Annotated in this window: 18 protein-coding genes and 1 pseudogene; 6 read left to right on the forward strand and 13 right to left on the reverse strand. The window is 69.9% G+C overall.

The features are described from left to right. Positions 1–85: 85 nt before the first annotated feature. Positions 86–3,868, reverse strand: coding sequence for a S8 family peptidase (locus OH809_RS09150; protein ID WP_406422888.1), 3,783 nt, complete (start codon positions 3,866–3,868; stop codon positions 86–88). Between the two features lie 211 nt (positions 3,869–4,079). On the opposite strand from OH809_RS09150, the gene OH809_RS09155 reads away from it, so the two are divergent. The 4 genes from OH809_RS09155 (at position 4,080) to OH809_RS09170 (ending at position 8,683) form a co-directional block, all read left to right on the forward strand. Next, positions 4,080–5,069, forward strand: a complete 990-nt coding sequence (locus tag OH809_RS09155; RefSeq protein WP_406422887.1) for a helix-turn-helix domain-containing protein — start codon at positions 4,080–4,082, stop codon at positions 5,067–5,069. A 119-nt stretch (positions 5,070–5,188) separates the two neighbouring features. After that, entirely contained in the window at positions 5,189–5,671 is a 483-nt protein-coding gene (locus tag OH809_RS09160) for a DUF456 domain-containing protein (RefSeq protein WP_406422886.1), read from the forward strand. A 275-nt stretch (positions 5,672–5,946) separates the two neighbouring features. Then, a complete protein-coding gene (locus OH809_RS09165) occupies positions 5,947–8,214 on the forward strand; it encodes a glycosyl hydrolase family 95 catalytic domain-containing protein (protein WP_406425282.1) in 2,268 nt (755 codons plus the stop codon). A gap of 94 nt (positions 8,215–8,308) precedes the next feature. Further along, positions 8,309–8,683: a PPOX class F420-dependent oxidoreductase gene (locus OH809_RS09170; RefSeq protein ID WP_406422885.1), complete on the forward strand. Its 375-nt coding sequence runs from the start codon at positions 8,309–8,311 to the stop codon at positions 8,681–8,683. An 8-nt stretch (positions 8,684–8,691) separates the two neighbouring features. On the opposite strand, the gene OH809_RS09175 is transcribed toward OH809_RS09170, so the two are convergent. The 7 genes and pseudogenes from OH809_RS09175 to OH809_RS09205 all read right to left on the reverse strand — a co-directional run bounded on the left by OH809_RS09175 (position 8,692) and on the right by OH809_RS09205 (position 13,954). Continuing rightward, positions 8,692–10,074 carry a DNA-3-methyladenine glycosylase 2 family protein gene (locus tag OH809_RS09175; RefSeq protein ID WP_406425280.1) on the reverse strand — a complete coding sequence of 461 codons (1,383 nt, stop codon included), beginning with the start codon at positions 10,072–10,074 and terminating at the stop codon, positions 8,692–8,694. Positions 10,075–10,146: 72 nt separating this feature from the next. Beyond that, complete coding sequence (gene rsgA, locus OH809_RS09180; protein ID WP_406422884.1) at positions 10,147–11,319, reverse strand: ribosome small subunit-dependent GTPase A; 1,173 nt, start codon at positions 11,317–11,319, stop codon at positions 10,147–10,149. A gap of 296 nt (positions 11,320–11,615) precedes the next feature. Continuing rightward, a pseudogene (locus OH809_RS09185) lies at positions 11,616–11,711 on the reverse strand (RdlA protein); the annotation flags it as partial. Positions 11,712–11,829: 118 nt separating this feature from the next. Next, positions 11,830–12,033 (reverse strand): hypothetical protein, encoded by a 204-nt coding sequence (locus OH809_RS09190; RefSeq protein ID WP_406422883.1) that lies wholly within the window; start codon positions 12,031–12,033, stop codon positions 11,830–11,832. A gap of 250 nt (positions 12,034–12,283) precedes the next feature. Then, entirely contained in the window at positions 12,284–12,574 is a 291-nt protein-coding gene (locus OH809_RS09195) for a hypothetical protein (RefSeq protein ID WP_406422882.1), read from the reverse strand. Positions 12,575–13,012: 438 nt separating this feature from the next. After that, a complete protein-coding gene (locus OH809_RS09200) occupies positions 13,013–13,246 on the reverse strand; it encodes a chaplin (RefSeq protein ID WP_406425278.1) in 234 nt (77 codons plus the stop codon). Between the two features lie 297 nt (positions 13,247–13,543). Next, the gene (locus OH809_RS09205) at positions 13,544–13,954 is read right to left on the reverse strand and encodes a rodlin (protein WP_406422881.1); all 411 of its coding nucleotides are present in this window, start codon (positions 13,952–13,954) and stop codon (positions 13,544–13,546) included. Positions 13,955–14,411: 457 nt separating this feature from the next. On the opposite strand from OH809_RS09205, the gene OH809_RS09210 reads away from it, so the two are divergent. Beyond that, entirely contained in the window at positions 14,412–15,272 is an 861-nt protein-coding gene (locus OH809_RS09210) for a chaplin (RefSeq protein ID WP_406422880.1), read from the forward strand. 79 nt (positions 15,273–15,351) lie between these two features. Here OH809_RS09210 and OH809_RS09215 read toward each other — a convergent pair whose 3' ends face one another. The 5 genes from OH809_RS09215 to OH809_RS09235 form a co-directional block, all read right to left on the reverse strand. Next, positions 15,352–16,287, reverse strand: coding sequence for a dihydrodipicolinate synthase family protein (locus OH809_RS09215; RefSeq protein ID WP_406422879.1), 936 nt, complete (start codon positions 16,285–16,287; stop codon positions 15,352–15,354). Continuing rightward, a complete protein-coding gene (locus OH809_RS09220; protein ID WP_406422878.1) occupies positions 16,284–17,291 on the reverse strand; it encodes an oligopeptide/dipeptide ABC transporter ATP-binding protein in 1,008 nt (335 codons plus the stop codon). The genes OH809_RS09215 and OH809_RS09220 overlap by 4 nt, the downstream gene beginning before the upstream one ends. Continuing rightward, positions 17,288–19,255, reverse strand: coding sequence for a dipeptide/oligopeptide/nickel ABC transporter permease/ATP-binding protein (locus OH809_RS09225; protein ID WP_406422877.1), 1,968 nt, complete (start codon positions 19,253–19,255; stop codon positions 17,288–17,290). Before OH809_RS09225 ends, OH809_RS09220 begins: the two co-directional genes overlap by 4 nt. Before the next feature lies 1 nt (position 19,256). Further along, positions 19,257–20,207, reverse strand: coding sequence for an ABC transporter permease (locus OH809_RS09230; protein ID WP_406422876.1), 951 nt, complete (start codon positions 20,205–20,207; stop codon positions 19,257–19,259). Positions 20,208–20,355: 148 nt separating this feature from the next. Next, on the reverse strand, positions 20,356–21,951 hold the full coding sequence (locus OH809_RS09235; protein ID WP_406422875.1) for an ABC transporter substrate-binding protein: 1,596 nt from the start codon (positions 21,949–21,951) through the stop codon (positions 20,356–20,358). Between the two features lie 169 nt (positions 21,952–22,120). Here OH809_RS09235 and OH809_RS09240 point away from each other — a divergent pair, with 169 nt between their 5' ends. Continuing rightward, the gene (locus OH809_RS09240; RefSeq protein WP_406422874.1) at positions 22,121–22,852 is read left to right on the forward strand and encodes a FadR/GntR family transcriptional regulator; all 732 of its coding nucleotides are present in this window, start codon (positions 22,121–22,123) and stop codon (positions 22,850–22,852) included. The last annotated feature ends 68 nt before the right edge of the window (positions 22,853–22,920 follow it).

The raw sequence follows: 22,920 nt of genomic DNA on the forward strand, positions 1-22,920 counted from the left end.
GGGTCATCAGGAAAAAGAGGTCCGCCGGGCGCCCTCACCCCCCACGGGAAGGACGCCCGGCGGACCGGTCATGGTGTGGCCGAGGTCAGCGCACCGCGTATGCGTCGACGACGGTCTGGACGACGGAGTTTCCGTTGGCGTCCGTCAGTTCCGTCTTCAGCGTGACGGGCTTGCCGGCCGCACCCGCGTGGTTCACGGTCGCGGTCCAACGACCGTCCTGCTGTGCGGTGGTGGCCTGGGTCCAGGTCGTGCCACCGTCGTACGAGTACGAGACCTTTGCCGCGGTCAGCTTGCCGGGCGTGTAACCGGCGTGGCCGCCGACGCTCAGGCCGATGGTCTGGCCGTCCGCCGCCGGGAGGGTCTTGAGCCCGTCCTCCTCCGGCAGGTCGTACCGGGGGAACATGACGGGCAGGCCCTGGGAGTAGACGCTCTCGTCGAACTTCGAGCGGAACTTCCACGTCGTCGCGGTCGTCGTGGAGCGCTTCCAGTTCCTTGACGGGATGCCGAACTTCTCGGTGTTCAGCGTCAGTTCGTACGAAGCCTCGGCGTCCGGGACCTCGAAGACTCCCCACGGGTAGGGGCTGTGGCCCGCATCCTCACCGTCGATGCGCAGCTTCACGTTGCCGATGTCGCCGAACGAGCCCTGGACGCCGTGGTGTTCGGTGTCACCCCAGAAGGCGGTGGCGACGCCGATCAGATTGCCCTGGCGTTCGGCGACTAGCTGCGGCTTGCCCTCGTCGTCCAGCGGGGCTGCGGGGGCGAGGACTCCGCCGTACCAGTTCTCGGTGCGCTTGCTGCCCTCCTCGTAGGTGTGCGGCCGGCCGATCATGAACTCGCCATAGGGGAAGCTGCTGGAGACGCCCTGGGAGAAGGAGGTGTCCCCCGCGGAGTAGAGCTCGGTGCGCTTGCCGGGCACGGGCAGTTCGTTGAAGAAGCCGGAGAGGGAGATGCCCCCGCCGCCGTTCGGCCGGTTGGCGACGACAACATCGAGGTAGTCGCCGGGCGCGCCCATGGAGTGGTACGTCGCCTCGGTGACACCGAGCCGGCTGTCGCGGACCCGGTAGGTACGGTCGCCGGCGACCGGACCGTCCTCGGGGAAGGCGAGGTTGTAGACGTAGGGGCTCTTGGCGGTGGCCTTCCAGTGCAGGGTCACAGGTCCCGCTGCGATGCGAGCAGCCAGCTCCTTGCCCTCCTCGGCGGGGACGCCGAGGAGGGGCAGCGGTGGGGTGGCGAAAGATCCGGCCGAGGGGTACCAGCGGCCCGGAGCATCGCGGTAGGCAATGACGGCGACGGCCCCGGCGGCCTTGGCGGCCTGCGCCTGCTTCAGCACGTAGGAGTCGTTGGCCGGGGTCTTGATCAGTGCGATCCGACCCGAGACCTCGGCGGCGGCGAGCTCCGCCGCCGTACCGGTGCCCGCGTCGACCAGCCCGGCGCTGCCCGTGCCGTCGAGGTTCACCGAGCCGGCACTCGCGGTGACCGGGTGCAGCTGCGGGCCGCCCTCGACCGCGAGCCGGTCGATCAGCGGGGCGTACTGGCGCCAGTAGCTGCCGAACTCGAAGTCGCCTTCATGGGCGCGGCCTTCGACCGACGCGTAGAAGCCGCGAACCTGGCGGCCGGCGCTGAGGCTGCCCGCGTGCTGCCAGATGTCGTCCCAGGAACGGGCGAAGGAGAGCGTGGCGCTCCTGACCTCGGCCGGCCGGTCGGTTTCCACCTTGAGCCGGTGCGCCTCACGGGCGTCCAGCACGACCGTGGTGTCCTTCGTGATCTCCATCTGGGGCCGGCCCAGGTAGGTCGCGGAGTTGAGGATCGGACCGTCCGCGTCCGGAGTGGTGACGAAGCTCGACAGGAAGTAGCTGCCGGGGCGCAGCTGGTAGAGCTGCTCGGCGGCTCCCGCGTTGTAGCGGCGCTCGCCGCGTGCGTCGTCGGTGCCGATGATGTCGAGCGAGGAGCTGCCGTTCGCGGGCTTGCCCAGGCGGTCGATCACCTTGACCCGCAGGTTGACCGTCTCCGGCTGGACGTACAGGGAGAAGGGCGTGGAGACATGGACGCCGCCGGGGCCTTCGGCGACGACCCGGCCGGTGATGTCACCGTACTGGCCGGCCTCCAGGTGCTTGGACGGGTCGAGGGTCAGCGGGACCTTGACCGTCTCGCCGGCCGGAACCGTGACGGTCTTCTTGCCGAGACCGGCGACGGGGCTGCGCACCGTGGAGCCGTCGTTGCCGGTGACGTGCTCGACGGAGAGCGACAGCTCGATGTCGGCTGTGCCGGTGTTGGTGTACGGAACCCCGATGGTGGTCTTGTCGGCACTGTCCTGCGGCCAGTTGTAGGTGCCGCCCTGGACGGCGGGCTCACTGAGCACCTGCTGTCCGATGGCCGCGTTGACGTCGAGCCGGCCGCCGCCGGTCTCGCGTACGTCGCCGGGAATGCCGGTACGGGCCGAGGCGACCAGGGCCGCCTTGATCTGCTGGGCGGTCCAGTCGGGGTGACGCTGCTTGACGATGGCGGCGGCGCCCGCGACATGCGGGGTGGCCATCGACGTACCGGACATGGACTGGTAGGCGTACACGCCGCGCCCGCCCGCGGCCGCCGCGGAGATCGCGACGCCGGGAGCCGTGATCTCCGGCTTGAGGGTGTGGGTGACGGCCACCGGACCGCGGCTGGAGAACCAGGCCGTGGAGTCGTCCCGGTCGACGGCGCCGACCGTGAGAACGCTGGGGGCGCAGCCGGGCGCGGAGACGGTGTTCGACGCCGAGCCCAAGTTGCCGGCCGCGATGACGAACAGGGCGCCGCTGTTCTTGGCGAGTTCTTCGGCGGCCATGCTCGCCGGGTCGGAACAGTCGCCGATCGCGGAGTACCCGAGACTCATGGACACGACGTCGGCCTTGTTGTCGACCGCCCACTGCATGCCCGCGATGATCCAGGAAGTGGCGCCCGAACCGTAGTCGTTGAGCACCTTGCCGTTGAGGAGCTCGGCACCCGGGGCGACGCCCTTCTTCTTGCCGTCGCTTGCCGCACCGGAGCCGCCGACCGTGGAGATGGTGTGGGTGCCATGGCCCTGACGGTCGCCGACGGTGGCGGAGTCGGTGAAGTTCTTCGACGCCACGATACGACCCTTGAGATCGGGGTGCTCGGCGTCCGCTCCGGTGTCGAGGACGGCGACCTTGGTGCCCTTGCCGTCGTAGCCGGCGGCCCAGGCCAGGTCCGCACCGATCTGCTTGGTCGATCTCTCCAGGGTGGCCTCGACCTTGCGGTCGAGCCAGAACTTCTTCAGCCCGGCGGCGGAGCGGGAGCGCGGCGCGGTGATGTCCGCCCAGAAGGCGGCGGCCTCCTTCTTGTCGGCCTTGAGCGCGACGCCGTCGATCGGGTCGAGGACGAGCCCGCGTTCGGCGCCGCGCGGCGTGACCGGTGCGGTGCGGGCGACCGGCCGGTCGTACACCGCGATGAGCGGCACGCTGTCCGTGTGCGCGTCGTCGTAGCCCTGGCGGATCAGTCCGGTGACGTTGAAGAGTTCCTCATCGACCTTGCCCGCGGCGAGCGCCTCGGTCGCGGTGTCCGGGTAGACGTACAGGTCCTTGCCGGACTGCCGGGTCTGTACGAGGGCTACGGTGCCGTCCTCGCGGGGCAGTGCGGTGGCCGACGGGGCCCCCGAACGGTCCGTGCTCACCAGGACCTTGTCGCCGGTGACAAGGGTGACGGTGACCGGCTTGCCGCCCTTCGCGGCAGCGTCGGCACCGGCTGCCGCGCTCCCGGTCAGCGGTCTCTTCGAAGTGGACTCCGTCGGTGGCGCTGCCACGGACGGTGCGACCACGGTGACGGCCAGGACCGCGGCGGTCGCCGCTCCCAGTGCCGTACGCGATATCGGGCGCATCGCTCTCCCCAGATGAATCCGGATCAGGACAGCACAAGCTGGCTGATTCCGGAGGCTGTTGGTGCTGCGGTGGGCGCCACATTGGCATGGCGAGGGGCGATGCAGGGATGATGTGCACGGCGGGTTTATGCCGTGGCCGCTTTCCGCCACGACCGGCCGGCCGAAGAGAGCGGAACGATGCGGAATTGACGCATCCGGGAGGGGGCCAAGGGTGCTGGGAGCCATAGGTCTCGACGGGAGACAGGAGTCCGCCTATCGCGCGCTCGTCGCGGTGGGCGCAGCGGAGGTCTCCGACCTCGCACACCGGCTGGGACTTCCCGAGTCGGAGACCGAGCGGGCGCTTCGCCGACTGGAGCAACAGGGCCTCGCCGCCCAGTCGTCCGCCCGCACCGGGCGGTGGGTGGCGGCGCCGCCGGGGGTCGCCCTGGGCGCGCTGCTGACCCAGCAGCGCCACGAACTGGAACAGGCGGAACTGGCGGCGGCGCTGCTCGCCGAGGAGTACCGGTCGGATGCGGCCGAGCCGGCCGTGCACGATCTGGTCGAGGTGGTCACGGGCGCGAGCGCCGTGGCGCACCGCTTCCACCAGTTGCAGCTGGGTGCGACCAGCGAGGTGTGCGCCCTCGTCACCGGGAAGCCGATCGCCGTCAGCGGCATGGACAACGAGTCCGAGGAGCAGGCGGCGGCCCGTGGGGTGTCCTTCCGGGTTGTGGTCGAGCGGGAGGTGCTCGCCCTGCCGTCCGGAATCCTTGAGCTGTCGGCGGCCCTGAGCCGGGACGAGCAGTGCCGGGTCGTCGACCGGGTGCCGACCAAGCTGGTCGTCGCCGACGCCTCGCTGGCGATGGTCCCGCTGACCGGCCGGGACGCCGAGCCCGCGGTGTTGGTCGTCCATGCCTCCGGGCTGCTGGAGTCGCTGATGGGGCTCTTCGAGGCGGTGTGGCGCGAGGCCATGCCGTTGCGGCTGGGCGAGAGCGGCTGGGCTCACGAGGACTCCGTGGGCCCCGATCCGACCGATCTGGAGATTCTGTCGCTGCTGCTGGCCGGCCTGACGGACGCGAGCGTGGCGAAACAGCTGGAGCTGGGACTGCGGACCGTACAGCGGCGGGTGAAGGGCCTGATGGAGCTGACCGGCGTGTCGACACGGCTGCAGCTGGGCTGGCACGCGTACGAACGGGGCTGGGTGGCCCGCACGCCGCGGGCCTGAGCGAGACGGGTCCGCCACGGCTTCGGGACCGCCTCATCACCCCTCTGGGCTGCGTCGACGGCGTCCGCCCCGAGCCTTGCTGACGGGCGGAACCTGCCGGACTCCGGCAGGCTGGTGAGATGGGTGTGTGGCAGCTCAGCGCCGTTGGCCTGGTCATGCTGCTCGGCCTGGTCGGCGTGCTGGTGCCCGGGGTGCCCGGCCAGGCGATCGTCTGGGCCGCCGTGCTGTGGTGGGCGCTCACCGACAGGAGCCCGGCCGCCTGGGGCGTACTGATCGGCGCCACCGCACTCCTGTTGCTGAACCAAGCACTGAAACCGCTGCTGCGGCCGCGCCGCCCGCACGAGGCCGGGGCGCCGCGCAGGACGCTGATGCTGGGCGGGATCGCCGGGATCGTGGGCTTTTTCGTGGTGCCCGTGGTGGGCGGAATCCTGGGATACATCGGGGCGATCTACGGCGCGGAACGCCTGCGGCTCGGCAGCGGCGGAGCGGCGCGGACCTCGCTCCGTTCGGTGATGCGGGCCACCGGCTACTCCGTACTCGTCGAGCTGTTCGCGTGTCTGCTGGTGACGGGGGCGTGGCTGGGAGCGGCGCTCCGGGGCTGACCGCCCGCCCTCTTTCCCGTGACCACCAGCCTGGATTCCGTCCAGACAGACGGAAACACATCGGATCTCTCCCGGACTATTGACGCCCAGGCGCCCCATGCTTACCTTCCATGAAGGAATAGCTCGGATGAATTGATGCGCCTGTGTACGAGTCGCCAGGAGACGCCTTGCCCACTGCACCGGATCCTTCCCGCACGCCTGGGACCGTCACCTCGTCGCCGTCCCCCTCCCGAAGAACTGTTCTCGCCACCGGTACCGCGCTCGGCGGCTCGCTGATGGTGGGCGGCGCGGCCGTCCCCGCCCAGGCCGCCCCTGCGGGCCCCGCGCCCACCGCCGCACCCGTCGTCCACTCCCCCGCCGATAGCTGGCGCACCGTCCTCGACGACGCCGACCTCGTCTGGCAGCGGATGCCGAAAACCTGGTACGAGGGCCCGTATCTGGGCAACGGTTTCCTCGGCTCCGGGATCTACGCGGAACCCGGCAAGAACGCCGTCCGGTTCAACGTCCAGCACTCTGAGGTCCAGGACCACCGTCCGGAGTTCGGTTCGCTCTTCGGACTCGCCCGACTCCCGATCGGCTACTTCACGCTGGAGCCCGTCGGCACCATCACCGGCATCGACTGGAGACTCAGCCTGCGTGAGGCCGAGCTGACCGGCACGCTCACCACCGACCGGGGCGCGCTGACCCTGCGCGCGCTCGTCCACACCTCCTTCTCGCTGATGGCCGTCGAGATCACCCCGAGCGAGGGCGAGCGGGACTTCCGCTGGGTCTTCCACCCCGCGCAGGCGGTCAGCCCGCGCACCGCGTTCATGCCGCAGCCCGCGGGTTACGGACCCAACGCACCCGCCACCGTCGAGGACATCGACGGGGTCTCCGCCGCCGTGCAGCCGCTGCTCGCGGGCGGCCAGCACGTCACCGCGTGGCAGGAGCAGACGCGGGGAGACCAGCGGACCCTGTACGTCAGCGTCGCCCACTCCTTTCCCGGCACCACCGCTCGCGACCGGGCCGTGCGGACCGCGCGGACAGCGAGCTGCCTCCCGTACGACATTCACGCCGCGCCCCACCGTGCCTGGTGGCTCCACTACTACCGCAAGAGCTTCCTCTCACTGCCCGACGCCAAGCTGCAGCGCTTCTACTGGATCCAGCTGTACAAGTTCGCCGCGGCCGCCCGGAAGGACGCCCCGGTCATGGCCACCAGCGGCCCGTGGCTGGAGCCCACCCCCTGGCCCGCCACCTGGTGGAACCTCAACGTCCAGCTCGAGTACTGGCTGCTGCACGGCTCCAACCACCTCGAAATGGACGCTGTCACCAGGGCCTTGAGCGAATTCCGGGACAGCCTCTCCAATCAGCTGTCGGCGCCCTACCGATCGGACTCGGCGGGCATCGCGCGCACCACCGACATGAATCTGCGCAACGGTGACGTCGCCCTCAACGCCACGTTCCCGGTCGGCATCCCGGGCCAGGCCACACCGACCCCCGAGGTCGGAAACCTCACCTGGGCGCTGCACAACGTGTGGCTCTCCTACCGCCACTCCATGGACGAGTCGATCCTGCGCGACACCCTGTTCCCGGTCCTGCGCAAGGCGGTCAACTACTACCTGCACTTCCTGACCCCCGGCCCGGACGGCAAGCTGCATCTGCCCGCCACCTACTCCCCCGAGTACGGCGGCAACACCCCGGACTGCAATTACGATCTGATGCTGCTCCGCTGGGGCTGCGCGACCCTGCTCGACTCGGCGAAGATCCTCGGCCTGGACGACGAACTGTCCGGCCGCTGGAGCGAGGTGCTCACCCGGCTCGCGCCGTACCCGGTCGACAAGAACGGCTTCATGATCGGTGCGGACATCCCCTTCGCGAAGTCGCACCGGCACTTCTCCCACCTCCTCGCCGTCTTCCCCCTGTACGAGGTCACGGGCCGCACGGCCGACGAGCGGGCTCTGATCGAGAAGTCCCTCGCGCACTGGGTCGGCTTCACCGGAGCGCTGCAGGGCTACACCTTCACCGGCGCCGCCTCGATCTCCGCGCTGCTCGGGAAGGGCGAGGACGCGCTGACGTACCTGTCCACCCTGATGAGGCAGTTCATCCAGGCCAACACCATGTACAAGGAGTCGGGCCCGGTCATCGAGACCCCACTGGCCGCCTCCCAGTCGCTGCACGACATGGTCTGCCAGTCCTGGGGCGACACGATCAGGGTCTTCCCGGCGGTCCCTGCCGCCTGGCGGGAGCTGACCGTGCACGACTTCCGTACCCAGGGTGCGTTCCTGCTCAGTGCGGTACGGGAAGAGGGCCGGACCCGGTGGGTCCGGCTGACCAGCAAGGCGGGCGCCCCCTGCGTCGTACGCCACGGCATCGAGGGCGACATCGAGATCCGCGACCGGAGCGGACACCCTCTGCGGTACGAGGAAGTCGCCGAAGGTACGGTGCGGATCGAGCTCCGCTCGGGCGAATCCGCCGTGATCACAGCGGCGGGCGACCGCCCAGACCTGACGATCCGCCCGGTGATCGCGAACGAGGACGCGCCGCGCTGGGGGCTGCCCGCCTGAGCCCTGTGCGAGACAGGTCTGAGCCCGGTCTCCCTCCGACGGGGTAGGACCACTGCCCGATGTGAGGGCGGGGTACGCGTGTGACGCTGAATTCATGACCGAATTCAGCGAGGCCGAGCGCGCGTACCTCACCACACAGCGGCTGGGACGGCTGGCCACTGTCGACCCGGAGGGCCAGCCACAGGCCAATCCGGTCGGCTTCTTCCCGCAGGAGGACGGGACGATCCTGGTCGGCGGCTACGCCCTCGGGACGACGAAGAAATGGCGCAACCTCCAGGCCAATCCGAAGGTTGCACTGGTCGTCGACGACATCGTGAGCGTCCAGCCGTGGGCGGTCCGGGGCGTCGACATCCGCGGCGAGGCCGAACTCCTCACCGGGCCGCACGAGCTGGGCCCCCACTTCAGCGAGGAACTCATCCGCATCCACCCGAAGAGGATTCACAGCTGGGGCCTCGAAGAAGAGGCCTGACGTTCGGGTCAGGCCGATCCGGCATGATCCGAAGGCCGTCCCTGGAGCTCCAGGTGGCGCACGGCGTACGAACGCCAGGGCCGCCACCGCTCCGCCTCGGGGCGCCCGTCCGGATCCACGTCGGGGTCACCGAGCGCCCGCATCCTGATCAGCGCCGCGGCCGCCGGTCCGATCCCCGGCAGCCGCAGCAGCGCACGCTCGGCCTCCTCGCGGTCCGCCCCGGCGTCGAGCCGTACGTCCCCGTCCGCCAGCGCGGCCGCCAGCGCCCGCAGCGCCGGAGCCTCCGCCTCTCCTGCCAGCACTCCCGGCTCAGGGAACACATGCGTCAGCCCTCCGCAGGGCACGTCCAGAACCTTCCCGTACGTCTCCACGAGCCGCTCCGCCGCGTCCCGGCCCACCAGCGTCCGTACCGCGAACTCCTCCGGGTCCGCCGCACCCGGCGACCGCAGCCCCGGGCGGGCGGCGACGCGCGGTGCCAGCAGCGGGTCGGCGCCGAGCCGCTCGTCGACGGCGTACGGATCGGCGTCCAGGTCGAAGAGGCGCCGCAGCCGCTGCACCGCCGTCGTCAGGTCGCGCAGATCGGTGAGGTGGATCCGGGCGTCCAGCCACGCTCCCGCGGACCGCTCGTCGACGGCGACGATGCCCGTCCCGTACGGCAGCCGCAGGGTGCGCCGGTAGGTACGGGCGCCGGGCTCGCCGCTGATCTCCTCGATCCGGGCGACCGTCTCACCGGCCAGCAGATCGAAGACCTCCCGGGCGGCGTACGGCCCGCGGTGGGCGAGCCGGAGCGGGACCCCGGTCGTGCGCGCCTCCCGTACCGCCGCGCCCAGCCCGGTGCCGGCCTCGGCCCGCAGTGCGCTCGGCGTACGGGCGTAGATCTGCCGGATCGTGTCGTTGAACTGGCGCACGCTGGCGAAGCCCGACGCGAACGCGATCTCGGTGACGGGCAGCCCGGTCGTCTGGAGCAGCACCCGTGCGGTGTGCGCGCGCTGGGCACGGGCGAGGGCGACAGGTCCGGCGCCCAGCTCGGCGTTGAGTTGCCGCTGCACTTGGCGCGAGCTGTAGCCGAGCCGGTGGGCAAGACCGGGAACGCCTTCCCGGTCGACCACGCCGTCGCCGATCATCCGCATGGCGCGGCCGACGACATCGGCGCGTACGTCCCATTCCGCGGACCCCGGAACGGCGTCCGGGCGGCATCGTCTGCAGGCCCGGAAGCCGTGGCCCTGGGCGGCGGCCGCGGTCGGGTAGAAGCGGACGTTCTTCCGCTTGGGGGTGACGGCGGGGCAGCTCGGCCGGCAGTAGATGCCGGTGGTCTGGACGGCGAAGAAGAACTCCCCGTCGAAACGCGCGTCGCGGCTGCTCACCGCCTCGTACCTCGTCCGTTCGTCCATCACACCGCCCAGTGTGCGCCACCCCCCAGTGGCGCACTCGCGGTTTTCGGACGTTGACCCGGCCCCCGTGCGCTACCGCAGCCGGCCCCGCTTGGCGTCCATGGCCGCCCGGCCCTCGGCCCCCTTGCGCTTCCAGTCGCGGCGGATCTCGGACCGTACCCGGGCATCGGTCTTGGCGACGATGCGCTGGTTCTCGCGGAGCAGCTTGCGGTAGCTGTCGAGGCGCCGCTCGGGCAGCGCGCCGTCCTCGATGGCGGCGAGTACCGCGCAGCCGGGCTCGGACTCGTGGTTGCAGTCGTGGAAGCGGCACTCCTGGGCCAGGTCCTCCACGTCCGAGAACAGCTGCCCGACACCGGCCTCCGCGTCCCAGAGACCGACCCCGCGCAGCCCGGGGGTGTCGATGAGGACGCCCCCGGAGGGCAGGACCAGCAGATTGCGGGTCGTGGTGGTGTGCCGGCCCTTGCCGTCGACGTCACGGGCCGCCTGCACAGTCATCACGTAGTCGCCGAGCAGGGCGTTGGCGAGCGTGGACTTACCCGCGCCGGACACCCCGAGCAGCACACTGGTACCGCCGGAGACGATGGCGCCGAGCACATCGAGCCCTTCGCCCGTGGCGGAGCTGACGGGCAGTACCTGCACACCGGGGGCGACGGTCTCGATGTCCTGGACGAGGTATGCCAGTGTTGCGGCGTCCGGCACCAGGTCCGCCTTGGTCAGCACCACGAGCGGCTGGGCGGCGCCGTCCTGCGCGGACGCCCCGTCCCGCAGCAGCGCGTCACCGCTGGAGCTGGACATGGCGAGCGCCAGAAAGCGTTCCATCCGCCCCAGGTCGAGCTCCACGGCGAGCGAGACGCAGATGGCGATGTGGTCGACGTTGGTGGCGAGCACCTGTCCCTCGGAGCGCTTCGACGACGTCGAGCGCACGAAGGCGGTACGCCGCGGCAGCAGCGTCCGTACGAACTGCGGATCACCATCGGGGTCGACGGCGACCCAGTCGCCCGTGCAGACGATCCGCATCGGGTCGCGCGGCACCACGAACGCGGTGTCGGCGCGCACGGTGCCGCCGGGGGTGACGACATCGCACTGACCGCGGTCCACCCGCACCACCCGTCCGGGCAGCAGCCCCTGTTCGGCGTGGGGAGCGAACTCGGCGGCCCAGTCGTCGTCCCAGCCGTACGGTGCCAGCGGATGCGACGCGGACGGGCCGACGGGGGAGGAGAGCGGGGAAAGCGAGGAGAAAGACAAGGGAAACCCTTCAAAGGGTGGCCCCGGCGACGCGCACACGGGCGCGCAGAAGTTACGGAGAAGGTCAGCCGGCGACCACGGGAGTGAGAACGATGCTCTTCGAGTTGTGGGCAGCGCCCACCGCGGCGACAGTCATCAATGTCCTCACCTCCTGGTCCAAGCACGGGGCCGACACCGGCGGTTCATGCCCGCCGTCCGGAACGCTGCACACGATAGCCCGGGACCGCCCGACGGCGTCAACACATTTTGATCCGGCCATCCGAGGAGATGCGCGTGGCGGGTCCGCGGCCGGCCCGGTGGTCATTGCCGATCGCCATCGCCGCGGGCGCCGCGGCGGCCGACAGACCGACCAGGGACACGGGCACTGCTGCGTCGGCCATCATCTTCTTCATCAAGCTTCACCTTTCAGAGCGTCCCGTTGCGGAACGTACTGATCAACCGGTTACGGAAGCGTCGGTTCCACAGCACCACTCACATGGGTTCCATCCGGAACGAGTCGACGTTTCGAGGTCATTCACCGAGGTCCTCGCAGGAGATGCGCGCGGCGGGCACGAGTCCGACCGCGCGGGGCGGACCCGGCTCGGGACGCGGTTGGCCCCGGTCCCGGTCCCGCCGGGCCGCCTGCCATTCGGCGAGCAGGCGGTCGTAGATCGGGGTGTCGTCCCCCGTGTGCCGGTGCCGGCCCCACGGGCGTTGGCTGTCGTACTGGTCCATGGGACGCCTGTACCCGGTTCGACGGGTGACGGCCGCCGCAACTGCGGCAACCGGCCCAGTACTCCCCTCCAACGAGGGGTTCGGGCAGCTGCCCGGCGGCAGGACGAAGGGCCAGTGTGTCCGGGCCGCCGGGAATCGGCTGCCGCGTGGACGGACTGGCCCCACGGGTGTTGCGGGTCCTGTGTCACGCGCTGCGGAATGGCGGACTCGCCGCTGCCCATGGGCGGGGGACCTTCCGCCTTACGACGGATCAGCCGCCGAGGGGCACACCACCGAGCAGCGGCGCAGCATCCTGGGCCGCACCGGCGGCCTGACCGACGACCTTGGTGACGGAGCCCTTCTTCTGCACCGAGTCGGTGGCACCGCTGACGGTGTCAACGATCGGGTTGACACCCTGCGGCGGCGCCTCCAGCACCTGATTGACGCCGCCGTCGAGGCTGAAACCGGGGGCCGTGGCGGTGGTAACGGCGAAGGCGGGAGCAGCCGTTCCGAGAGCAACCACGGAACCGGCAACGAACGCAGCTGTCTTCGCGTACTTCACTTTTCGGGTTCCCTTCTGGGGCGGCATCTGTTTCGGTTGCGTCCCCGCACCGCACAAGCCTTCTTTGCCTGTGACTTCTGCCGCTTTCGCCCTGGGTAACGATCCGGTTCCGGCCGGGCAACTGCGCGGTTTCCATTTTCTGCCGGGACACTCGATCGATTGCATGACTAATCACCGGAACGGGTGTTGTGGGGGTTCCGGGGGCGGAATCAGTGGTGCACTGTCAGGTGCTCCGTTCTGCACAGCTGTCCGGGTGTCAGCCTCCAGCCGCCGGCGCTCCGCGCCCCGGGCCGGTGGAATGTCTCCGGTCGTTCCGCCGCACCCGGGCAGTGCCGCGTACCTCCGGGACGGAGAACGCAGAAAACAGGAACGCCCCGGATCGCAGGAAATGCGATCCGGGGCGAACCGGAAATGAGCACGGAGCTCGGCCGACAGCGGTCAGCCGTTGACGCTGGCGCTGCCGAAGGCCGAGTTGAGCAGACCGATCACGCTCAGAGCGTTGCCGGTGACGTTGACCGGAACGTGAACCGGAGCCTGGATGACGTTTCCGGAAATGAGGCCCGAGGAGTTGAGAGCGGAGCCATCGGCACCGGAGTCGGCGAAGGCGGGCGTAGCGGCACCGATCGCCATCAGCGTTCCGGCGGCGATGGCGGCAACCTTGGTGTACTTCACTTTCATCCCTTTCATTGACGGAGTCCGGAGCGGTCACGACTTTCGTGCCGCACGAGCGCAGTCCTGATCGCTCGTAACTCCGCCACTGTAATTCGTAACGATGCAGGACCGTGCACGAAACTCTTCCAGGAGAGAATTCTTGGAAGTCCGCCCGAATGACGCAATATCCCGATCGTCCGGCGCCACCGCCGAAATCATCGGGCATCTCCGATGCGCCGAGCGAGCGGCGGGCAGCAGCAGGCCCGGGCCGCGCAGGGGAGGAACGCCGGCGGCCCGGGCCAGTTCGGTGCGGCTGGATCAGCTGTTGGAAGCGCCGTTGCCGGAGAGCACCGGGATGTTGTCCAGGATGTGCGACAGGGACTCGTCACCCTTGGCCTGGGTGGAGTTCTCGGCGCACTGCTGGTTCTGCGGCGAGGACAGGACGTTGGCGTCCTGGACCGCGACCGGGACGACACCGGGGAGCGAACCGGCGTTGACTTTGGCCGGGAGGCCGGCGCAGGGCTTGTTCAGGCTGCCCTGGACCAGGCCGAACTGCGGGCTCCAGTCACCACGGGTCTCGGAGTTGCCGAAGGACTGCGAGGCACCCTTGCCGCCCACCGACGTGGTGCCGGTGTCGTTGCCGATGGCCATCGCCTGCGGAGCGAGCGTGGCCGAGATGCCGACCTTGGAGGCGGCGACGGCACCCGTAGCCAGAACCTTCTTGATCACGATTCACCCTTCGCGTACTCGACACCCCGTGTCGGAGCACCCTGCCCAACTCGGGGCAGGGCGTTTGGTTCTCTTCATTCACCCGAACGCCAGGACGTCACGGACACCCGTACGAGAGCACGCCAAGAAACCCGCAGTTCCGCCTGAACAACGGGCTGATGAACACACGTGCGTCATCCGTCCGGGTGGTCACACAATTCCCGTGGACTTTCGAGTTTCCTTCACCAATTCCCCATCGTTACGACTGTCGACAAGCGCACTTCCGGAACGCGTACGGCAGAGATTCGCTGATTCCGCCGCGACGCGACCACCGCTTGTCGAACACGGACATGGAGAACCGTCGGGGCGGCAGCCCCGGGCGGTAACTGCCACCGCCTAGTGAGAGAAATGTGGGCATTCCGCCCGCGCACGATGTCCTAAGAAAGGGCAACCAATGCGAAAAGCCTTGAGTAAAAGCATGATCGTCATGGCGGCGGCGTCAGGAATCCTGACCGCGGCCGGCGGCTACGCGTTCGCGGATGCCTCGGCCGACGGGACGGCCGCCGGTTCGTCGGGCGTCGGCTCCGGCAATGCCGTGCAGGTGCCGGTGCACGTTCCCGTCAACCTCTGCGGCAACACGGTCAATGTGGTCGGGCTGCTGAACTCGGCCTTCGGTAACGGGTGCGAGAACACCGACAGCGGTCGGGACGGCGGCGGGACCCGGGGCGCGAGCGCCAAGGGTTCAACCAGCGACTCCCACGGGGTGCTGTCGGGGAACCTGATCCAGGCTCCTGTCGATATCCCGGTCAATGTCTGCGGCAACTCCGTCGATGTCGTCGGTGCGCTGAACCCCACGTCCGGCAACGGGTGCGCCAACGGGGACGGGCCGTCAACGGGAGTGCCGCCCACCACCGTTCCCCCCACCACGGTGCCCCCCGTCACCGTGCCGCCCGTCACGGTGCCCCCGGTCACGGTGCCCCCCATCACGGTGCCCCCCGTCACCGTGCCCCCCATCACCGTGCCCCCCATCACGGTGCCCCCCATCACGGTGCCCCCCGTCACCGTGCCCCCCATCACCGTGCCCCCCGTCACCGTGCCCCCCATCACGGTGCCCCCCGTCACCGTGCCCCCCACCACCACCGTTCCCCCGACCACCACCGTGCCCCCGACCACCACCGTGCCCATCACCGATACGACAGTGCCGCGCACCCCGAATTCCCCCGACTCGCAGCTGGCTCACACCGGGGCCGCCGACCTCGGCCTGGCGGCCGGAGCGAGCGTCGCCCTGCTGCTCGGTGGCGCGGTGCTGATGCGTCGCGCCCGCGCCGGGCAGAAGTGACGTAACAGCTGGATCGCGGACAGGTCCGGTAGGACAGCTTCGGCTGTCCTACCGGACCTGTTTCCGTAGGAACGGCCCGTCAGAGGTGGGTCAGCCCGGCGCGGTCCAGGCACGTGGCGATCCTCGCGGTCTCCGCGGCGTCCAGGCTGCGCATCGGCGGGCTCATCACATTGGTGGTGATGACGCCGCGCAGCATCAGCGCCGTCTTGAACGCACCGAGGCCGGCGGCGGTGGCGGAGGCCGTGCCGGGGCGGGCCGCGCGAATGATGTCGAACAGGTCGACAAGGCGGTCCTGTTCGGCTTTGGCGGTGGCCCAGTCGCCCCGTACCGCGGCCTCGTGAAGACGTACGTACCCGTGCGGGTCGACATTGCCCAGCCCGGGAACGGAGCCGTCGGCGCCGGCGAGCATCATCGCGTCGACGACCAGCTCATGGCCGGTGAGCACGGAGAACCCGGGTAGTTCGCGAGCGCCGAGGGCGAGCCGGCGGAACGAGCCGTCGTCACCGCTGGAGTCCTTCACTCCGGCCAGCACACCGTCCGCGGCGAGCTCCAGCAGGAGTTCCGGACCGAGCTTGCTGTGGACACAGACCGGCACGTCGTACGCGAGGACCGGCAGGTCGAGGGCGGCGGCGACGTCACGGAAGTGCCGGTCGATCTCGGTGTCATGGGTGCGGGTGTAGAACGGCGCGGTGACGACGACCGCCTCGGCTCCGAGGGCCGCGGCGACGCGGGCCCGCTCGATGGCGCGGTTGGTGGTGGTCTCGATCGCACCGACGAGGACCGGGACCTGTCCGGCGGCCGCGGCCGTGATGACCTTGATGACCTCGTCCTGCTGCCCGGGCGTCAGATAGGCCGTCTCGCCCGAGCTGCCGAGGGCGAACAGTCCGCTGACCCCACCGTCCAGCAGATGGCCGACGACCCGCTCCAGGGAGGGACGGTCGATCTCGCCGTCCGCGGTGAGCGGGGTGACGACGGGCGGGATCACTCCGGTGCGGCGGAGGGTTCGGGTGGTCATGCGGTGCTCCTTGCGGACGGTACGGGAGCCGGTGCCCCGGTGGGGGACGCGGGGGTCTGGGGATGGACGCAGTGCCAGCGGTGCTCGCCGCTGCCGGGGGTCATGGCGGGAAAGACCGTGGCGCACGCGTCGTCCGCCTTCCAGCAGCGGGTGCGGAACGGGCAGCCGGACGGCGGGTTGGTGGCCGAGGGCACGGGGCCGGTCAGCACGATCCGTTCGGTGGTCTCCAGCAGGCTGGGGGTCGCGGAGAGCAGTGCCTCGGTGTACGGGTGCGCGGGGGCGCCCGCTACATCCGCCGCGCGCCCCTCCTCGACGATGCGGCCGAGATAGAGGACAGCGATGCGGTCGGCGAGGTAGCGCACGGTCTGGATGTCGTGCGAGATGAACACCATGCCGAGGCCCAGGCGTTCACGCAGGTCGACGAGGAGGTTGAGGACCTGGGCGCGGACGGAGACGTCGAGGGCGGAGGTCGGCTCGTCCGCGACGATCAGCTCCGGTTCGAGGGCGAGCGCGCGGGCGATGGCGACACGTTGACGCTGGCCGCCGGAGAGCTGTCCGGGCAGGGCGGCAAGGGTGTGGCCGGGCAGCCCGACCAGGTCGAGCAGCTCCTCGACGCGTGCCTCGCGCTCCTCACGCGTACCGCGACGGTGCACGTCGAGGGGGTCGCGCAGGATCTGGCGGACCGTGAGCCGCGGGTTGAGGGCGGTGGACGGGTCCTGGAAGACGACGCCGACGGCGGAGCCGAATTCATCGCGGCGCTGGGCGGCGGACATCTCCCACAGGTCACTGTCGTGGAAGTGGACCTGGCCCTCGGTGGGCTTCTGCAGTCCGGTCAGCACCCGGGCGAGGGTGGACTTGCCGCAGCCGGACTCGCCGACCAGGCCGACGATCTCACCGCGCCCCACCTCCAGGGTGGCGTCGGTGAGGGCATGCACCGCGTCGCGGCGGAACACCCCGCCGCTGCGGGCCTTGTGGCGTACGTGGACGCCGTCGAGCCTGATCACAAGGCGCTCCCTTCCAGCAGTACGGCCTGCGCCGGGTGGTGGCAGGCGAAGCCGTGGTCGTTCGTGGTGCCACGCCGCGTGAGACTGGGGGTGGTGGTGCGGCACAGCTCGGTGGCTGCGGCGCAGCGCGAGGCGAAGCGGCAGCCCTCGCCGAAGCCCTGCGGGCCGGGGACGATGCCACGGATCTGGTGCAGCCGGCCGGCGCCCGCTTCCAGGGAGACGACCGAGCCCAGGAGGCCACGGCTGTAGTGGTGGGTGGGATCGGTGAGCACGGAGCGGGTGGCACCGATCTCGGCGAGACGGCCCGCGTACATCACGGCGACGCGGTGCGCGAGGTCACCGACGAGCGCGAGGTCGTGCGAGACGAGGACCATGGCGAAGCCGAGCTCGTCGCGGAGCCGGACGAGGAGTTCGACGACCTGGGCCTGGACGGTGACGTCGAGGGCGGTGGTCGGCTCGTCCGCGATGAGCAGACGCGGACTGCGGGACAGGGCCATGGCGATCAGGACACGCTGGCGCTGGCCGCCGGAGAGCTCGTGCGGGTAGCTGCGCAGGGTGCGTTCGGGGGCGAGGCCGACCAGTTCGAGGAGTTCGGCGGGGGTCTTCGTGCCGCCGCGCGAGGTGAGCTGCTTCAGCTGGGTGCCGACGAGTACGGACGGGTTGAGGGAGGAGAGCGCGTCCTGGTAGACCATCGCGATCTCGGGGCCCATCAGGGCGCGGCGTTCCTTCGGCGGCAGTTTCAGCAGGTCCCGGCCGCGGAACAGGATCTCGCCGCTGACCTCGGCGTTGCGGGCGAGGAGCCCCATCACGGCGAGGCTGGTGATGGACTTGCCGCAGCCGGACTCACCGACCAGGCCGAGGGTCTCCCCCTCGTGGACGGTGAAGTCGAGTCGGTCGACGACGGGGACGGCGCCGTAGCGGTCGGGGAAGCGGATCGCTAGGTCGCGTACGACGAGGAGTTCGGCGGCGTCCACACGCACCGCAGTGATGGTCGGCTCGGTGGCGTTGACGCGGTTCGCGAGCTTGGTGAGGGCGGCGTCGATGTCCACGGTGGACGCGGCCTCGACGGGGTCGGGGGCCGTGGCCGTGGTGGGGTCGGTGGCGGCGCGGGCGCTCTTCGGCGCGGCGGAGGCGTCGGTGAGCCCCTCGGAGAGGATGTTGAGCGCGAGGACGGTGATCAGCAGCGCGAGGCCGGGGAAGAAGGTGGCCCACCAGCCGCCGGCCAGGAGAATCTGCCGGCCGTAGGCGAGGACGCTGCCCCAACTGGGGTCGGGGTCCTGCACTCCGGCGCCGATGAAGGAGAGGCTCGCCTCGAAGATGATCGCCTCGGCGACCATGACGGTGGCGAACACCATGACGGGGGCCATGCAGTTGACGGCGACATGGCGGAGCACGATGTAGCCGCGGCGGGCACCGATGACCTTCTCGGCGGCGACGTAGTCCTCGCCGTACTGGGACAGCACATTGGCGCGGACCACGCGGGCCAGCGACGGGGTGTAGACGAACGCGATGGTGAAGATGATCACCGGAATGCTGCTGCCGAAGACCGCCACGAGGACGGCGGCCAGTGCGATCGGCGGGAACGACATCACGACGTCGAGGGTGCGCATGACGGACTCGTCGCCGAGCCTGCGGGAGGTCGCGGCGAGCGAACCGAGGACGGCGCCGACGGCCAGGGCGACGGCGGTCGCACCGAGTCCGATGATCAGTGAGTAGCGGGAGCCGTGCACGACCCGGGCGAAGACGTCGCGGCCGGCCCGGTCGGTTCCGAACCAGTGGGCGCCGCTGGGCGCTTGCACCGGGGTCCCGGTGGTCAGCGGGTCCTGGGTGACCAGCGGGGCGAGGACGGCGCCGAGGATGACGACGAGCAGCACGCCGATCGCGATGCGGGAGGTGACCGGAAGGGCGCGGAACGCGATGCCCGGTCGGGACAGTCTGTTGGCCAGTCGGCCCGTGGCGAACATGTCACACCGTCCTGATGCGCGGATTGACCAGCAGATAGAGCAGGTCGACGATGACGTTGACCACCAGGAACGCGATGGCGATGGTCAGTACGGTGCCCTGGACCAGGGCGACATCGCCGCCGGTGACACCTTCGAGGATGAGCTTGCCCATGCCCGGCAGGTCGAAGATCGCTTCGATGACGACGGCGCCGCTGAGCAGGTAGCCGACCTTGATGCCGAGCACGGTCAGCGGGGTGACGAGCGCGTTGCGCAGCACCGAGCGGATGACCAGGAGCGGCGGAAGTCCGTTGCCGCGGGCGGTACGGACGTAGTCACGGTCGAGTTCGGCGACCATCGACGTCCGTACGAGACGGGCGAGCGAGGCGGACACCGGGAGTGCGAGCGAGATCGCGGGCAGCGCCATGGTGGTGAGCCAGCCGCTGAAGGAGTCGGCGGGGTTGGTGTATCCGCCGGTCGGGAAGACCGGCGTGTTCAGTGCGAACTGCTGGATGAGCAGCACCCCGAGCCAGAAGGACGGGATGGCGACCCCGGCCATGGACAGCACCCGGAACAGCTGGTCGGGCCAGCGGTCCCGGTACATCGCGCCGACCACACCGAACAGGACGGCCAGGATCACCGCGAGGATCAGCCCGAGGAAGGTCAGCTGGAGGGTCAGAGGAAAGGCGGCCGTGATCCGGTCCAGTACGGGCTGGCTCGGCGGGACGGTCATCCCGAGGTCGAAGTGGAGCAGCTGGCCCAGGAAGTGGAAGTACCGGACCGGGAGCGGGTCGTTGAGGCCGTTGGCCTCGGCGAAGGCCGCACGGGCCTCGGGGGTGGCGCTCTCCCCGAGCGCGTTGAAGGCCGGGTCGACCGGCGAGAACTGCAGCACCACGAAGACGAGCAGCGCGATGCCGAGGATCATCACCGGCATCATCGCGACGCGGCGCAGCGCGAGCCGGAGAAAAGCAACCATCGTCGGGTTCCTTGTGGTTGGGCGGTCTGGGGTCTTTCGTTCGGATCAGGCCCTGCGAGCCCGGCCTGATCCGAACGAGAGGCCCTGGGTCCGGGACACCTGGATCGAGCAGGTGTCCCGGACCGGGCGATCGGGCGCCGGGGGCCGGTCAGGCGCGGCTGACGTCCAGGAAGGACAGGCCCGTGGTGGGCAGCGGCTTGAAGCCGGGCAGGGCCTTGTCGTTCCAGGCCGTGGGCAGTTTGCGGTGCAGGACCGGGTAGAGCGCGGCCTCGTCGGCGACGAGGTCGGTGACCTCGCCCCACAGCTCCTTGCGCTTCGCGTCGTCGGCGGTCTGGGCGGCCTTGTCGAGGGTCTGCTTGACCTTCTTGTACGCGGCGGACTTGCCCCAGCCGTATCGGCTCTCGGGCCAGAAGCCGTAGTAGAACCAGCGCAGCAGGAGGTCGGCGTCGTTGCCGAAGACGGACGGGTCGCCGGGGGCGACCAGCACGTCGAAGGCGCCCTTGTCGATCTTGGCGTACTGGGCCGGGGACTGGGCGATGTCGAGGGTGACCTTGACGCCGGCCGCCTCCCAGCTCTCCTTCAGCAGCGGGGCGATGTCCTTGACCCAGCCGGTGTCGGTGGTGAGGACGGTGAAGGAGAGGTTCTTCGCGCCGGCGTCGGCGAGCAGCTGCTTCGCCTTGGCCACGTCGTGGGTGTAGACCGTGGCGGCCTTGTGGTAGTCGGGGTGGGTGGCGGGGACGTACCCGGTGGCCGGTGCGGCGTTGCCGACCATCGCGGTGGAGATGATCTTCTCGGTGTCCAAGGCGTAGTGCAGGGCCTGGCGCACGCGCTTGTCGGCGAACCGCTTGTCGGCGGTGTTGAACATCAGGAAGAGCAGACCGAAGGACTGGACGGACTCGGTCTTCGAGGAGCCGGCGAGGCGCTTGACGTCGATGTAGGGGACATCCTCAATGGCCTGGACCCGGCCCGACTCCATGGCGCTGACGCGCGCCGACTGGTCGGACATCAGGCGCCAGATCATCTTCTTGGCCTTGGCCGGGTGCGCGCCGTTGTACTTGTCGTAGGCCTCGAAGACGATCTTGTCCTCGCGGGTGGCCGAGACGAACGCGTACGGCCCGGAGCCCACCGGCTTGGCGTCGAACGCCTTGGGGTCGGGCTCGACGATCTTCCTCGGGACGATCCGGGCCACGGCGATACGGGACGGGAAGAGCGCGAAGGCGTACTTGAGCTTGAACTCGACCGTGCTCTCGTCGACGGCCTCGACCGTGTCGATGAACGGCACGAACTGCGCCATGAGTGAGGCGTTCTCCGGGTCCAGGATGCGTTCGAAACTGAACACCACGTCGTCGGCGGTGACCGGCGATCCGTCGTGGAAGGTGGCGCCCTTGCGGAGCGTGGCCCGGTAGGTCGTGGCGTTGATCTTCTTCGGCATCTCGGTGGCGAGCGCGGGGCGGGCCACGAGCGTTGCCGGGTCGAGATCCACAAGACCTTCGAAGATGTGCATGTTGGCGGCGTACGGAGTCGCACCCGAGGTGATCATCGGGTCGAAGCCGGTCGACAGGGGGTACGAGAGACCGGCCTCGATGAGGCCGCTGCCGCCGCCCTTGCCCGACGAACCGTCGGTGGTCGAAGTCGGTCCGCCGCATGCGGAAAGGCTCGCCGTGATGGCTGCTGCCGCACCGACAGCAGTGGTGTAACGCAGGAAGGTGCGGCGCTCGACACCGGCTGATCTCAGCTCGGGCACGGGTCCTCCAGGGACGTCGAAGGTGAAACGTGGGGCGGGAACAGGCGTCGGAACGCGGGATCGCGAAGGTCAAGAAGCCTGGAGCATCAGACGTCAGATGTCTGATGCCTTGATAGCGTGGGAACGTAGCTTGACAATCGAGAGGGGTCAAGAGGTGCGGAGTTCACATATGTCCGGTACGAGGCCCGGACGGCAACTGCTCCGGCAGGAAGTCGTCGACGGCATCAAGCGCTACATCCTTGAGAAGCGGCTGCGCCCCGGAGACCCGCTGCCCACCGAACCGGCCCTGTGCGAGGCGCTCGGTGCCAGCCGTTCCAGCGTCCGCGAGGCGGTCAAGATCCTCAACGCGCTGGACATCGTGGAGGTGCGGCACGGACACGGCACCTACGTGGGCAGGCTGAGCCTGTCCGCCCTGGTGGAGAGCCTGACCTTCCGCGGCCTGCTCTCCCCCGACGACGACTTCCAGGTGATGGCCGACCTCGTCGACGTACGCGAACTCTTCGAGCGCGGCATGGCCGACCGGATCGTCTCCATGCTCAGCCCGGAGCAACTCGACGCACTGGACGGACTGGTCGCCACCATGCGCGAGACGGGCGCGCAGGACGGACACGGCTTCGTGGCGGCCGACCGGGCGTTCCACGCACTGCTGGTGGCCCCGCTCGGCAACGACCTGATCGGCCAGCTCTCGATGGCGTTCTGGGACGTGTACACGATCGTCGCGCCGCACCTCGACGGATTCACCCACGCCGACGAGATGGCCACGATCGCGGCACACCAGAACATCGTGAACGCCGCACGGGCCGGGGACATCGCCGGCTTCATGAAGGCCCTCGCCGACCACTACGCCCCCGTCAGGCGCCGGATCTCCGAGGCCCGGGCCCGCGACAACGTCGCGGACTGACCAGCCCACCACCCCTCCCGGAGGGATGAAACCGCGCCCCACCAAGGGCCGGGCCGGGCGGGACCCTT

Source organism: Streptomyces sp. NBC_00873, assembly GCF_045207415.1.
GTDB lineage: Bacteria > Actinomycetota > Actinomycetes > Streptomycetales > Streptomycetaceae > Streptomyces.